The sequence below is a fragment of the Serratia sp. 14-2641 genome, assembly GCF_001692375.1.
Taxonomy (GTDB): Bacteria; Pseudomonadota; Gammaproteobacteria; order Enterobacterales; family Enterobacteriaceae; genus Chania; species Chania fonticola_C.
In genome coordinates, this window is record NZ_LXKR01000008.1 from 190,838 (window position 1) to 203,527 (window position 12,690).

12 protein-coding genes and 1 riboswitch are annotated in these 12,690 nt (G+C 54.4%); of the genes, 6 read left to right on the forward strand and 6 right to left on the reverse strand.

Features of this window, described 5'->3' with window-relative positions:
• Positions 1-39 precede the first annotated feature (39 nt).
• Positions 40-1,413: an argininosuccinate lyase gene (gene argH / locus A6U95_RS05790; protein ID WP_024527920.1), complete on the forward strand. Its 1,374-nt coding sequence runs from the start codon at positions 40-42 to the stop codon at positions 1,411-1,413.
• Between the two features lie 30 nt (positions 1,414-1,443).
• On the opposite strand, the gene A6U95_RS05795 is transcribed toward argH, so the two are convergent.
• The 4 genes from A6U95_RS05795 to A6U95_RS05810 form a co-directional block, all read right to left on the reverse strand.
• Entirely contained in the window at positions 1,444-1,770 is a 327-nt protein-coding gene (locus A6U95_RS05795; RefSeq protein ID WP_065683806.1) for a toxin-antitoxin system HicB family antitoxin, read from the reverse strand.
• Positions 1,757-2,017 (reverse strand): toxin HicA, encoded by a 261-nt coding sequence (locus tag A6U95_RS05800; RefSeq protein WP_065683807.1) that lies wholly within the window; start codon positions 2,015-2,017, stop codon positions 1,757-1,759. The genes A6U95_RS05795 and A6U95_RS05800 overlap by 14 nt, the downstream gene beginning before the upstream one ends.
• 168 nt (positions 2,018-2,185) lie before the next feature.
• On the reverse strand, positions 2,186-3,634 hold the full coding sequence (locus A6U95_RS05805) for a dihydrolipoyl dehydrogenase (RefSeq protein ID WP_065683808.1): 1,449 nt from the start codon (positions 3,632-3,634) through the stop codon (positions 2,186-2,188).
• 133 nt (positions 3,635-3,767) lie between these two features.
• On the reverse strand, positions 3,768-4,499 hold the full coding sequence (locus A6U95_RS05810; RefSeq protein ID WP_024482856.1) for a glutathione peroxidase: 732 nt from the start codon (positions 4,497-4,499) through the stop codon (positions 3,768-3,770).
• A 153-nt stretch (positions 4,500-4,652) separates the two neighbouring features.
• On the opposite strand from A6U95_RS05810, the gene oxyR reads away from it, so the two are divergent.
• The gene (oxyR, locus tag A6U95_RS05815; protein ID WP_024527923.1) at positions 4,653-5,570 is read left to right on the forward strand and encodes a DNA-binding transcriptional regulator OxyR; all 918 of its coding nucleotides are present in this window, start codon (positions 4,653-4,655) and stop codon (positions 5,568-5,570) included.
• Here the strand turns inward: oxyR and sthA are convergent.
• Positions 5,553-6,950, reverse strand: coding sequence for a Si-specific NAD(P)(+) transhydrogenase (gene sthA / locus A6U95_RS05820; RefSeq protein WP_021807209.1), 1,398 nt, complete (start codon positions 6,948-6,950; stop codon positions 5,553-5,555). The genes oxyR and sthA overlap by 18 nt on opposite strands.
• Positions 6,951-7,164: 214 nt before the next feature.
• Here sthA and fabR point away from each other — a divergent pair, with 214 nt between their 5' ends.
• Together fabR and A6U95_RS05830 are read left to right on the forward strand one after the other, a co-directional pair.
• Entirely contained in the window at positions 7,165-7,797 is a 633-nt protein-coding gene (gene fabR, locus A6U95_RS05825; protein WP_024482854.1) for an HTH-type transcriptional repressor FabR, read from the forward strand.
• Positions 7,798-7,810: 13 nt separating this feature from the next.
• Positions 7,811-8,173, forward strand: coding sequence for a YijD family membrane protein (locus tag A6U95_RS05830; protein ID WP_021807207.1), 363 nt, complete (start codon positions 7,811-7,813; stop codon positions 8,171-8,173).
• A 108-nt stretch (positions 8,174-8,281) separates the two neighbouring features.
• On the opposite strand, the gene trmA is transcribed toward A6U95_RS05830, so the two are convergent.
• On the reverse strand, positions 8,282-9,382 hold the full coding sequence (gene trmA, locus A6U95_RS05835) for a tRNA (uridine(54)-C5)-methyltransferase TrmA (protein ID WP_065683809.1): 1,101 nt from the start codon (positions 9,380-9,382) through the stop codon (positions 8,282-8,284).
• Positions 9,383-9,503: 121 nt separating this feature from the next.
• A riboswitch (cobalamin riboswitch) is annotated at positions 9,504-9,719 on the forward strand.
• 67 nt (positions 9,720-9,786) lie between these two features.
• Here trmA and btuB point away from each other — a divergent pair.
• Positions 9,787-11,673 carry a TonB-dependent vitamin B12 receptor BtuB gene (gene btuB, locus A6U95_RS05840; protein ID WP_098931799.1) on the forward strand — a complete coding sequence of 629 codons (1,887 nt, stop codon included), beginning with the start codon at positions 9,787-9,789 and terminating at the stop codon, positions 11,671-11,673.
• The gene (gene murI, locus A6U95_RS05845) at positions 11,618-12,481 is read left to right on the forward strand and encodes a glutamate racemase (protein ID WP_065683811.1); all 864 of its coding nucleotides are present in this window, start codon (positions 11,618-11,620) and stop codon (positions 12,479-12,481) included. Before btuB ends, murI begins: the two co-directional genes overlap by 56 nt.
• Positions 12,482-12,690 lie beyond the last annotated feature (209 nt).

A 12,690-nucleotide genomic window follows, 5' to 3' on the forward strand; every position in this document is an offset into this window, starting at 1 on the left:
ATGCTGCGCCCTTTCGCATACTTATTCAGGAGCAAGATTATGGCACTTTGGGGCGGACGGTTTAGTCAGGCAGCGGATCAGCGGTTCAAACAGTTAAATGATTCCCTGCGCTTCGACTATCGCCTGGCGGAACAGGATATTGTGGGCTCCGTCGCCTGGTCAAAAGCGCTGGTGACCGTCAACGTACTGACGTCAGCAGAGCAACAGCAGCTTGAGCAGGCACTGAACGTGCTGCTGGAAGAAGTGCAGGCCGATCCTCTGGCAATCGTTAACAGCGACGCAGAAGATATTCACAGCTGGGTCGAGCAGAAGCTGATCGATAAAGTCGGCGATCTGGGTAAAAAGCTGCATACCGGCCGTAGCCGTAACGATCAGGTAGCCACCGATCTGAAACTGTGGTGCAAACATCAGGTTAGTGAACTGCATCAGGCATTGGTACAGCTGCAACAGGCGCTGGTAGAAACCGCCGAAGCCAATCAGGATGCGGTGATGCCGGGTTACACCCACCTCCAGCGTGCCCAGCCGGTAACTTTTGCCCACTGGTGCCTCGCTTACGTTGAGATGCTGGCGCGTGATGAAAGCCGCCTGCAGGATACGTTGAAACGTCTGGACGTCAGCCCGCTGGGAAGCGGTGCCTTGGCCGGAACTGCTTATCCGATCGACCGTGAACAACTGGCTGGCTGGTTGGGTTTTGCCTCTGCCACGCGCAACAGCCTGGACAGCGTCTCCGATCGTGATCACGTGCTGGAGCTGCTGTCCAATGCTGCCATCAGCATGGTGCACCTGTCGCGCTTTGCCGAAGATCTGATCTTCTTCAACAGCGGCGAAGCGGCGTTTGTCGAGCTTTCGGATCGCGTGACCTCAGGCTCATCCCTGATGCCACAGAAGAAAAATCCGGACGCGTTAGAGCTGATCCGTGGCAAGTCTGGCCGTGTGCAAGGGGCCTTGACCGGCATGATGATGACGTTGAAAGGCCTGCCGTTGGCTTACAACAAAGACATGCAGGAAGACAAAGAAGGGCTGTTCGACGCGCTCGATACGTGGATGGATTGCCTGCAGATGGCGGCATTGGTGCTGGACGGCATTCAGGTGAAGCGCCCGCGTTGCCAGGAAGCAGCACAGCAAGGCTATGCCAACGCCACCGAACTGGCCGACTATCTGGTTGCCAAAGGCGTGCCGTTCCGCGAAGCGCATCACATTGTGGGTGAAGCAGTAGTGGAAGCGATCCGCCAGGGCAAGCCGTTGGAAGACCTGCCGCTGAGCGATTTGCAGAAGTTCAACAGCGTGATTGGAGACGACGTTTATCCGATCCTGTCGCTGCAATCTTGCCTGGATAAGCGCGCGGCCAAGGGTGGCGTTTCTCCACAGCAGGTTGCCTATGCGATCGCCGAGGCGAAAAAACGCCTGTTCTAAGCTACGCTTGAGGGCAGCGCAATGCTGCCCTTATCCTGCCAATCGGGCGCACAAATAACGGTTCAGGCTAACGCCTTCATCCATAGCATTCATCGCCAGACGGCGATGCTGTTCCGGGGTCATCCGCAGCACCAGTTTCCCACTGAAGTTTTTCTCGGCCACTGCCTCTGGCGGCGTTTCGCCCTGGGCGAGCATATCGGCAATCACATCGCTCACCAGCTTTTCAATACCGTCCAACGCAGCGGTACGGGTAGGTGCCAGCCATGACAGAGAGGGAAACTCCGTACAGAGGCCGACATACTCGCTATCCTCCGCTGACCAGGTTATGCGGTAAGTGTAATGCTCATGTTTTTCCATTTTCTTCCTCCAGTTTAGCCAGCGCGCTGATCACCTGCTTGACTTGATATCCCTTTGCCATGCCGCTATCTGCACGTTGAATGTTCACACGTGGATCCCCCGGCCAAGGCATCTTGTAAACCTTGTGGCAACCACCGTTCAAGCGAGGTGGGCCAAACCAGTAAGTGCAGATCTTTACCAATGTGTTGAATTTGATATTGGCTTGCCGCTGTTGCAGATCGTCAATGGTTTCTCTGAGTCCTTTCATTTAGTGCCCCATATTAGTATCAATATTGATATCATTTCAAGATAAAGGAGCATAAAAATGACGCTAAAACCAAAACTCGGCAAGCAGGGGGATTCAAGGCTGGAATGCCATACGCAAAAAACCGGGCGCGGAGGCCCGGTTGTGCTGACTGACACAATAGCGAAAGGCTTATTCGCCAGGGCAACGCTGGCAGCGTTCTGCCTCAGACTCACCCAGCTTCAGCTTGGCTTGCAGATCGCGTAGCGCGGTACGCAACCCTTCTTCGATCACCGGATGGTAGAACGGCATATCCAGCATTTGGTCGATGGTCATCTGCTGCTGATGTGCCCAGGCCAGCAGATGGGCGATATGCTCCACGTCCGGCCCCATCATTTCAGCACCCAGGAAGCGGCCAGTCCCTTGCTCACCATAGACGTGCAAGATGCCTTTATTGCGTAGCATTACCCGGGAACGGCCCTGGTTTTCGAACGATACGGCACCCACTTCAAAGCAGCCACAGGCACTGAATTTCTGGTTCAGTTCACGGAAGGTCGAGCCGACCATGGCGATTTGCGGGTCTGAGAACACCACGGAAATCGCGCTACGGCGCAGGCCTGGTGTTACTTCTGGGAAGCTGCCGGCATTGTGCCCGGCAATACGAGCCTGATCGCTGGCTTCGTGCAGCAGTGGCAACTGGTTACTGGCATCCCCGGCGATGAAAATATGCGGCACGCTGGTTTGCATGGTTAAGCGATCGGCCTGTGGCACGCCTTTGGCATCCAGCACCAGGGTGGTATTTTCCAATCCCAGCTTGTCGACGTTCGGGCGGCGGCCGGTGGCGGCCAGCACGTAATCCACCATCATTTCCTGCGTTTGGCCGTGCAGATCCTGGTAGCGGATAAACACTTTGTCGCCTTCGCGCTGCATGATGTCTACTTTGACATCCGGGTCGAGATAGAACTCTTCACCCAGCGTTTTAGCAGCATATTCCCGCACTACGCTATCGGTCAGCGGGCCAACCGCGCCGCCAACGCCGAACACTTTAGTGGCAACGCCAAGGCGATGCAGCGCCTGGCCCAGTTCCAAACCGATCACCCCTGGGCCAAATACCGCGACGGACTGCGGTAAATCATCCCAGTTAAATACATCGTCATTGACGATCAGGCGATCGCCCAGATCGTTCCACGGCGCAGGCCAGCTAGAGCGGGAGCCGGTGGCAATTACGATACGCTGCGCGACGATGCGCGTATGCTCGTCAACCTGCAAGGTGTTGTCGTCAATGAAGCGGGCATAGCCCTGAATTTTGTCTGCGGCCGGGATGCTATCGACCCCTTCCAGTACAAAACCGACGAAGCGATCGCGCTCGCGTTTGACGCGATCCATCACTTCACGGCCATTGATGGTGGTTTTTCCCGCAGGATGGATGCCAAACCCTGGAGCCCGTTCGATCTGGTGCACCGCTTCTGCCGCAGCAATCAGCAATTTGGAAGGCATACAGCCAACGCGGGCACAGGTGGTGCCAAAAGGTCCGCCCTCAATCATCACCACGCTCGGGGTAGAAAGTTTTGCTGCGCGGTAAGCGCCTAGTCCGGCAGTGCCGCCGCCAATGACGGCGACGTCGACATTCAACAGTTTCATATCCGCTCCTGAAGGGAATAAAAAAAGGGCGGGTTAGCACCCGCCAAAAGTCACATTACTTCTATGCCGTTGGTTTTTTCAGGCGACAGATTGTTGAACCGTGCCTGAGGCCCATCGGGTTTATTTTTATCATTCAGGCTGACAGGAAGTTTTCCAGATCGTCGCTACCACCGATGTGGCGACCACCGATAAACACCTGTGGCACGGTAGCGCGGCCGCTGACAGCACGCAGGCTGACCGTGGTCGCGTCTTGACCCAACACGATTTCTTCATATTGGATCCCGCGCTCTTGCAGCATTTGTTTGGCTTTGGCGCAGAACGGGCAACCCGGTTTGGTGAACAGGGAAACCGATTCCTGCACTTGGAATTCCGGTGCCAGGTATTTCAGCATGGTGTCAGCGTCAGAAACTTCAAACGGGTCGCCCGGCTTGTTTGGTTCGACGAACATTTTTTCTACCACACCGTTACGCACCAGCATGGAGTAGCGCCATGAACGTGGGCCAAAGCCCAGATCGGCTTTCTCAACCAGCATGTTCATGCCCTTGGTGAATTCACCGTTGCCGTCCGGCACGAAGGTTATATTTTCGGCGTGTTGATCGGCTTTCCAGGCGTTCATCACAAAGGTGTCGTTCACCGAGACGCACAGGATGCTGTCAACGCCGTGTTGCTTGAACACGCTAGACAGTTCGTTATAGCGCGGCAAATGGCTTGATGAGCAGGTTGGGGTGAACGCGCCCGGCAAGGAGAACAGGATCACGGTTTTGTCTTTAAACAGGTCATCCGTGGTGACATCGATCCATTGGTCGCCCTGGCGAGTATGGAAGGTAACCTGAGGGACTTTTTTGCCTTCTTGACTGGTAAACATGAATTAACCCCTTAATTAGAAAAATGAATTTTTTATGTTGGCGCCGTTGCGCTTCGTTGGGGGACATTATTCACTGCGGGGCTTGATAGTTCTAATCACTCGTTGCTATCTTATCTATCGCCATGAGCTATCATGGCCAGGAGGGAAACAACAATGAATATTCGTGATTTAGAGTATCTGGTCGCCTTGGCCGAGCACCGCCACTTCCGGCGTGCTGCCGACTCATGCCATGTCAGTCAACCAACATTGAGTGGACAGATCCGCAAGCTGGAAGACGAGTTGGGCGTGATGCTGCTCGAGCGGACCAGCCGTAAGGTGCTTTTCACGCAGGCAGGCTTACTGCTGGTGGAGCAGGCGCGCACCGTGCTACGCGAAGTCAAAGTCTTGAAGGAAATGGCCAGCCAGCAGGGGGAGGCGATGTCCGGGCCGTTGCATATCGGCCTGATCCCTACCGTGGGGCCTTATCTGCTGCCGCAGATTATCCCGACGCTGCATAAATCCTTTCCCAAGCTGGAAATGTACCTGCACGAAGCACAAACCCATCAACTGTTGGCACAGCTGGACAGCGGCAAGTTGGACTGCGCTATTCTTGCCCTGGTGAAAGAAACCGAAGCCTTTATCGAAGTGCCTTTGTTCGATGAGCCGATGCAATTGGCTGTCTATTCCGACCATCCGTGGGCGCAGCGCGAACGCGTGGCGATGGCCGATTTGGCGGGTGAAAAACTGCTGATGCTGGAAGATGGCCACTGCTTACGCGATCAGGCGCTGGGCTTTTGCTTCCAGGCCGGTGCGGATGAGGATACCCACTTCCGCGCGACCAGTTTGGAAACGCTGCGTAATATGGTTGCCGCAGGCAGTGGGATAACGCTGTTGCCCGCCTTGGCAGTACCGCGTGAACGCGAGCGTGACGGCGTCTGCTATCTGGAGTGCTACAAACCGGAACCGAAGCGCACCATTGCTCTGGTGTATCGCCCCGGCTCCCCGCTGCGTAGCCGCTATGAGCAGTTGGCCGAGGCTATTCGCGAACACATGCAGAACTACCTGAAAGCGAACTTAAAACAGGCGGTTTAAGCCGTTTAGCGCTGCCACGCGGTAGGCTTCGGCCATGGTCGGATAGTTGAAGGTGGTATTGACGAAATACTCGATGGTATTACCTTCACCTTTCTGTTCCATGATCGCCTGACCGATGTGAATGATCTCTGCCGCACGCTCACCAAAGCAGTGGATCCCCAGGATCTGCAAGGTATCGCGGTGGAACAGGATCTTCAGGCTACCCACGTTCATGCCGGCAATCTGCGCCCGGGCCAGGTGTTTGAACTGGGCGCGGCCCACTTCGTAGGGCACTTTCATTGCCGTCAGTTCCTGCTCGGTTTTACCGACGGAGCTGATTTCTGGAATGGTATAAATGCCCGTTGGAATGTCTTCGATCAGATGCCCGCTGGCTTCCCCAGAAGAGATGGCCTGAGCGGCGATGCGTCCCTGGTCATAAGCGGCAGACGCCAGACTCGGATAGCCGATCACGTCACCCACGGCATAAATGTGGGATACGGCGGTCTGATACATGCTGTTGACCTTCAGCAGGCCACGGCTGTCTGATTCCAGACCCACGTTCTCCAGGCCCAGCGCATCGGTGTTACCGGTGCGGCCATTGGCGTACAGCAGGCAATCGGCCTTCACTTTCTTGCCGGATTTCAGATGCACAATCACGCCATCGTCGGTGCCTTCGATCTTCTCGAACTCTTCATTGTGGCGGATCACCACGCCGTTATTCCAGAAGTGATAAGACAGAGAATCTGACATCTCCTGATCGAGGAACGCCAGCAACCGATCGCGGGTGTTGATCAAGTCCACTTTCACGTTCAAGCCACGGAAGATAGAAGCATATTCGCAGCCAATCACCCCGGCGCCGTAGATAATCACGTGGCGTGGCTCGTGGTTCAGCTCCAGGATGGAGTCGCTGTCATAAATGCGCGAGTGGTTAAAATCAACGCCGTTCGGATGATAAGGGCGTGAACCACAGGCGATCACGATATGGTCGGCGCGGATGGTATCCTGCGTGCCATCCATATAGCTTACGCTGACGGTGTTGGCGTCGATAAACTTGGCGTTACCGGCGAACAGCTTGCACTGGTTACGCTCGTAGAACCCTTGGCGCATGCGTGTTTGCTGGTTAATCACGCTGTCGGCGTGGCGTAAAATGTCAGGGAAAGTGGCGCTAAGGGTGCGGGAGTTGTTGTAAAGCGGGTTCTGGTTGAATTCGATAATGCGGCTGACGGCGTGGCGGAGGGCTTTTGAGGGGATGGTTCCCCAGTGAGTACAGCCGCCGCCCACGTTATTGTACCGTTCGATCACGGCCACGCGGGCACCTTGTTTCACCAGACCCATGGCTGCGCCTTCACCACCAGGGCCGGAGCCGATGATAATGGCATCAAATTGATAGTGTTGTTGCATGTAGGAGAGACCTGTTCTTATACAAATTTACAACGGTATCTTAACATCATAGCGCTGCGTGCCCAATTACCATTAGCCTTTTTGTGGCAAAGCACAATCGGTGTGGCCTAGAACTGTGACAAAGCGCGTTTGTATAAATGCTGTTGCAATAAATTTGCTATATTGCCAGTTCTGCGGCGTTAGACTGAAGAAGGGAAGTCATCCGGATATGCAAATGGGCGTCAGAGCACAACAAAAAGAACGCACTCGTCGTTCCCTCATTGAGGCGGCTTTTAGCCAACTGAGTGCCGAGCGCAGTTTTGCCAGCCTGAGCTTGCGTGAAGTCTCACGAGAGGCGGGCATCGCGCCCACGTCTTTCTATCGCCATTTTCGCGATGTGGATGAGCTTGGACTCACCATGGTTGACGAAAGTGGCCTGATGCTGCGCCAATTGATGCGCCAGGCACGCCAGCGTATTGCCAAAGGCGGCAGCGTGATCCGCACGTCGGTATCGACCTTTATGGAGTTTATCGGCAATAATCCCAACGCCTTTCGGCTGTTGCTGCGAGAACGTTCCGGCACCTCGGCCGCATTTCGTGCGGCGGTAGCACGGGAAATCCAACATTTTATCGCCGAACTGGCAGATTACCTTGAGCTGGAAAACCATATGCCTCGCAGCTTTACCGAGGCGCAGGCGGAAGCTATGGTGACGATTGTCTTCAGTGCCGGTGCGGAAGCGCTAGATATTGATATTGAACAACGGCGGCAGCTCGAAGAAAGGTTAGTGTTGCAACTGCGGATGATCTCCAAAGGAGCCTATTACTGGTATCGCCGCGAACAAGAAAAAGCATCTGTATCCCACGTATAACAAGGTGAAAGTCATGGAAAAACTAAGCCGTGAGAATGGTACTTTACTGCTGGCGTTGATTGCCGGCCTGTCCGTAAACGGTTCCTTTGCCGCGCTGTTCAGCTCGGTGGTGTCGTTTTCAGCCTTCCCGTTGATTGCTTTGGTGTTGGCGGTATATTGCCTGCATCAGCGTTATCTGAACCAGCCAATGCCGGATGGCATGCCAAAACTGGCGGCCGGCTGTTTCCTGTTGGGCGTCCTGGGATATAGCGCGATCGTGCGTGCGGAATATCCGCAGATCGGCTCGAACTTCCTGCCCTCGATTGTTTGCGTGGTGCTGGTGCTCTGGATTGGTTTCCAATTAAAGAAACGCAATACCGTCACTGTTCAGCATTAAAAATGGTTTCATCGAGAAAAGGCACTCCGCGGAGTGCCTTTTTTGTTTTTACAGTGGTGCGGATATTCCGCAGCCAGCTCGCGATGTAGGGCGCAGCGCCCGTCTAGATCAGCGGCGTTCGAGTAATACGCCACATTCCATATGATGGGTGTATGGGAACTGATCGAATAGAGCCAGGCGAGTGATGTTGTGCGTGGCCTGTAGCGTATCCAGATTGGAGCACAGGGTCTCCGGGTTGCAGGAGATGTAAAGGATGCGTGGATAGGTCTGCACCATCTTCACCGTTTCCTCATCCAGCCCGCTGCGCGGCGGATCGACGAAAATCGTTTCACAGTTATAGCTGCTCAGATCGATCCCTTTTAACCGGTTGAACTCGCGAGCGCCGTTCATTGCCTGAGTGAAATCCTCCGCCGCCATGCGGATAATCTGCACGTTGTCGATATGATTGGCCGCGATGTTGTACTGCGCCGCCGCCACCGAAGGCTTGGCAATTTCAGTGGCTAACACCCGCTCGAAGTTGCGGGCCAAGGCCAGCGAGAAGTTGCCGTTACCGCAATACAGTTCCAGCAGATCCCCTTTTGAACCTTGGGTCACATCCAGCGCCCATTCCAGCATTTGCACGTTCATGGCTGCGTTGGGCTGGGTGAAGCTGTTTTCAACCTGGCGATAAATCATTTCGCGGCCAGCGACCGGCAGCACTTCGTCGACGTAATCCTGATCCAGCATGATTTTCATCTTCGAGGCGCGGCCAATCAGCTGCACATCGAAGCCGTCTGCGCGTAACGCGTCACGCAGCGCAGTGGCATCTTGCTGCCATTGTTCGTCCAGCTTGCGGTGATACAGCAGTGAGGCAATGATTTTACCGCTCTGTGTAGAAAGATAATCGATCTGGAACAGCTTGTGGCGCAGCACCGGATTGGGCTTGAGGGCCGCCATCAGGGCGCTCATCAGGCGGTTAATCAGCTCACTGGCCGCCGGGAAGCTATCGACACGGATACGCTGCTTGGTCTGCTGATCGAACATGATGTGGTACATATCGTCCTCATCATGCCAGATGCGGAATTCCGCACGCATCCGGTAGTGGCTGACTGGCGAGCGAAACACTTCCGGCTCGGGCGCCGTGAACGGTGACATCATGGTCTTCAGGCGGGCTGTTTTCTCCGCCAGTTGGTCGTCATAGCGTTCAATAGGCAAATTCTCGGGCGTCATGGTTTCTCTCGTCAGGCAAATTGGATCAGCGGGGGATTGTAGGGAATCAGCCCGTGAAGTCCAGTTTTGTTGTGGTGCTATTTTGCAACACTGTTGGCAATCTAGACATCCATTTTCATTGATTGTAGCATTGCCGTCCGGTCTCAAGCAGCGAGTGAAAAGGGAATCCAGTGCAAATCTGGAGCTGACGCGCAGCGGTATGGGGAAGTCACGGCGATAGCGTTAAATAACGCAGACACTGTCCACTGCAGGATGGGAAGTCATCGCCCGGTGCGGGTTGCCACAGGCAACCGGCAAATCCCAAGCCCGAAAACCTACCGGTGTACGTCGCAATATCCATAGCCGTCGCGAACTACCGGCCGTGGCCCTGCGGCATCCCCAATGAAGTTTGGATGCTTTTTATAATGACAATGATAAAAAATACACTGCTGGCGGTGGTCTCCTCCGTGACGGCATTTTCTGGATGGGCGCAAGATAACACCACGGCTAAAAGTAGCGATGATCTGGTGGTTACCGCCAATCGCTTCCCTCAACCGGTCTCTTCCGTATTGGCGCCTGCCGATGTGGTGACCCGCGAAGATATCGACCGTTGGCAGGCCAAAAGCCTCAATGATGTGATGCGTCGTTTGCCCGGTGTCGATATTTCACAGTACGGCGGTATGGGGCAGGGGTCATCTCTCTCGGTACGCGGCACTGAAGCTCGTCATGTATTGGTACTGATCGACGGCGTGCCAATGGCCCGTTTGGGGATCAGCAACGGCGTCGATTTTAACCAGGTTCCGTTGGCGCTGGTTCAGCGTGTGGAGTTTATCCGTGGGCCACGCTCAGCCATTTATGGTTCTGGTGCCATCGGCGGGGTCATCAACATCATTACCCAGACGGATAAAGAGGGCGGTAAAGTCCAGGCGGGTATTGGTTCTAAAGGATACCAGCAGTACGATGGTGCCTTGCGCCAGCGTTTTGATAATACGGTTGCTACCGTTGCGGGCAGTTACCAGATGACCAATGGCTTCAATGTGCAGCCAGGCTCGCCTTATTCGGTCGACAGCGATCGTGACGGTTTCCGTAATAAAAGCTTCTGGGGTGGGTTGGAGCAGCAGTTCAATCAGAATTTCTCAGGCTTCGTGCGGGGTTATGGTTATACCAATAACTCGGACTACGATGTCGGCAGTGTACCTTACAGCCCGAAGTACAGTAATGATGAAGACCGCCTGTATAGCCACACCTATGATATGGGGCTGCGTTTCCTGTCTGGGGCTTTCTCTTCTCAACTGACGGGCAGCTATCAGAAACAGAAGGATTACAACTACAGCAGCCAGAACGGCCGTTATGGCATCAGTACCACACTTGATGATATGGATCAGCGTAACCTGCAATGGGGCAACACCTATGCTTTCGAGCACGGCAGCGTCACTGCCGGTGCCGATTTCCAGCAACAGCGCCTGACCTCTTCCGACAATTCCTTTGCCGATACCTATAAAAGAGACAACACGGGACTGTACCTGAGCGGTCAACAGCAGTTTGGCAGCGTGACGCTGGAAGCCTCCGGGCGTGAAGACAAGGCAGGTGACTTTGGTTGGCACGGCACTTGGCAGACCGCGGCGGGTTGGGAGTTTGTTGATGGCTATCGAGCCACCTTGTCTTACGGTACGGGTTTCCTGACGCCATCGCTGGGCCAGCAATATGGCTCAAAACGCTTTGGCATTGATTCCAACAGCAACCTCAAGCCGGAAGAGTCCAAACAGTGGGAAATGGGTCTGGAAGGTTTGACCGGGCCGTTGGATTGGCGTCTGTCTGCTTACCATTACAAAATCCAGAACCTGATCAACTATGATTCTGACCCGGTGACCTATCAGGGCCAGTATTACAATGTGGATAGGGCAACGATTAAAGGCGTGGAATGGACGGGTAGCTTTGATACCTGGATGTTCACCCACAGGTTGACGCTGCAATATATCGATCCGCGTAATGACCAGACCGATGAGGTGTTGGCGCGCCGTTCGAAACGTCAGGCCAAATATCAGTTGGATTGGACAATGTTCAACCTGGACATGGATATCTCGTATCAGTACTACGGCAAGCGCTACGACAATATCTCTTCTACTTATAACCCTGAGCAGCGCGTATTGCCGAGTTACAGCACGGTCGACGTGAGCGCCTCATATCCAATAACCTCTCAGCTGACAGTTCGTGGTAGAATTGCCAACCTGTTTGATAAAGATTATGAGACGGCTTATGGCTACGCTACCCCAGGAAGAGAGTACTACCTCACTGGCAGCTATACCTTCTAACGCCACTGCGGCTCCTCGCCCGACGGCGCTGGTTTTTGATTCCGGCGTCGGCGGGTTGTCAGTGTTTCAGGAGGTTCGGCAACTGCTGCCGGATCTCCACTATATCTACGCCTTCGATAACGTAGCATTCCCCTACGGCGAGAAATCCGAAGAGTTTATCGTTGAGCGCGTGCTGGAAATTGTCAGTGCGGTTCAGCAGCGCCATCCTCTGGCGATCGTCATCATTGCCTGTAATACCGCCAGTACCGTTTCCTTACCCGCACTGCGTGAACGTTTTGCTTTCCCGGTAGTGGGGGTGGTGCCTGCGATCAAGCCTGCTGCCAAACTGACCGCCAACGGTATCGTCGGTTTGCTGGCTACGCGTGGTACGGTTCAGCGTACTTATACTCATGAACTCATCGAGCGTTTCGCGACAGATTGCAAAATCGAGCTGTTAGGCTCTTCTGAGCTGGTGGAACTGGCAGAGGCCAAACTGCATGGTGAACCTGTACCGCTGGCAACGCTGAAGAAAATATTGCAGCCGTGGCTGAACATGCGCGAGCCTCCGGACACGGTAGTGTTGGGCTGTACTCACTTCCCTCTATTATCTGAAGAGTTGATGCAAGTCCTGCCTGAAGGAACGCGGCTGGTGGATTCCGGTGCGGCAATTGCCCGCAGAGCCGCATGGCTTATCTCTAATCAGGAAAATCTGGTCTCAACTCAGGAAGAGAATCTGGCGTATTGCATGGCACTGAATGAAGACACCGATGCTTTATTGCCCGTTTTGCAGGGTTATGGCTTTAAATCGTTGAAAAAACTGCCGCTTTAATGGAGTTTTGCTTAAACATTCGACGGTCAGAAAAAAAAGTGAATTTAGGGGTTGCGGCGTTCTGAGAACTCCCTATAATGCGCCTCCACTGACCGGGAACAACGACGAAGCAGTCGCCCAGCCAGGAAGAAGCAACCCGGTGAAAACACCGCGTCTCGTAAGAGAAAAAGGTTGACTCTTCAGCGGGAAAGCGTAATATGCACCTCCCG

Bases quoted from the DNA above. Each gene is read 5' to 3' on its own strand.
- A6U95_RS05810 (WP_024482856.1), bottom strand. From the start codon at position 4,499: ATGTTTACCAGTCAAGAAGGCAAAAAAGTCCCTCAGGTTACCTTCCAT.
- argH (WP_024527920.1), top strand. From the start codon at position 40: ATGGCACTTTGGGGCGGACGGTTTAGTCAGGCAGCGGATCAGCGGTTC.
- sthA (WP_021807209.1), bottom strand. From the start codon at position 6,950: ATGCAACAACACTATCAATTTGATGCCATTATCATCGGCTCCGGCCCT.
- btuB (WP_098931799.1), top strand. From the start codon at position 9,787: ATGACAATGATAAAAAATACACTGCTGGCGGTGGTCTCCTCCGTGACG.
- A6U95_RS05795 (WP_065683806.1), bottom strand. From the start codon at position 1,770: ATGGAAAAACATGAGCATTACACTTACCGCATAACCTGGTCAGCGGAG.
- A6U95_RS05805 (WP_065683808.1), bottom strand. From the start codon at position 3,634: ATGAAACTGTTGAATGTCGACGTCGCCGTCATTGGCGGCGGCACTGCC.
- trmA (WP_065683809.1), bottom strand. From the start codon at position 9,382: ATGACGCCCGAGAATTTGCCTATTGAACGCTATGACGACCAACTGGCG.
- oxyR (WP_024527923.1), top strand. From the start codon at position 4,653: ATGAATATTCGTGATTTAGAGTATCTGGTCGCCTTGGCCGAGCACCGC.
- murI (WP_065683811.1), top strand. From the start codon at position 11,618: ATGGCTACGCTACCCCAGGAAGAGAGTACTACCTCACTGGCAGCTATA.
- A6U95_RS05800 (WP_065683807.1), bottom strand. From the start codon at position 2,017: ATGAAAGGACTCAGAGAAACCATTGACGATCTGCAACAGCGGCAAGCC.
- fabR (WP_024482854.1), top strand. From the start codon at position 7,165: ATGGGCGTCAGAGCACAACAAAAAGAACGCACTCGTCGTTCCCTCATT.
- A6U95_RS05830 (WP_021807207.1), top strand. From the start codon at position 7,811: ATGGAAAAACTAAGCCGTGAGAATGGTACTTTACTGCTGGCGTTGATT.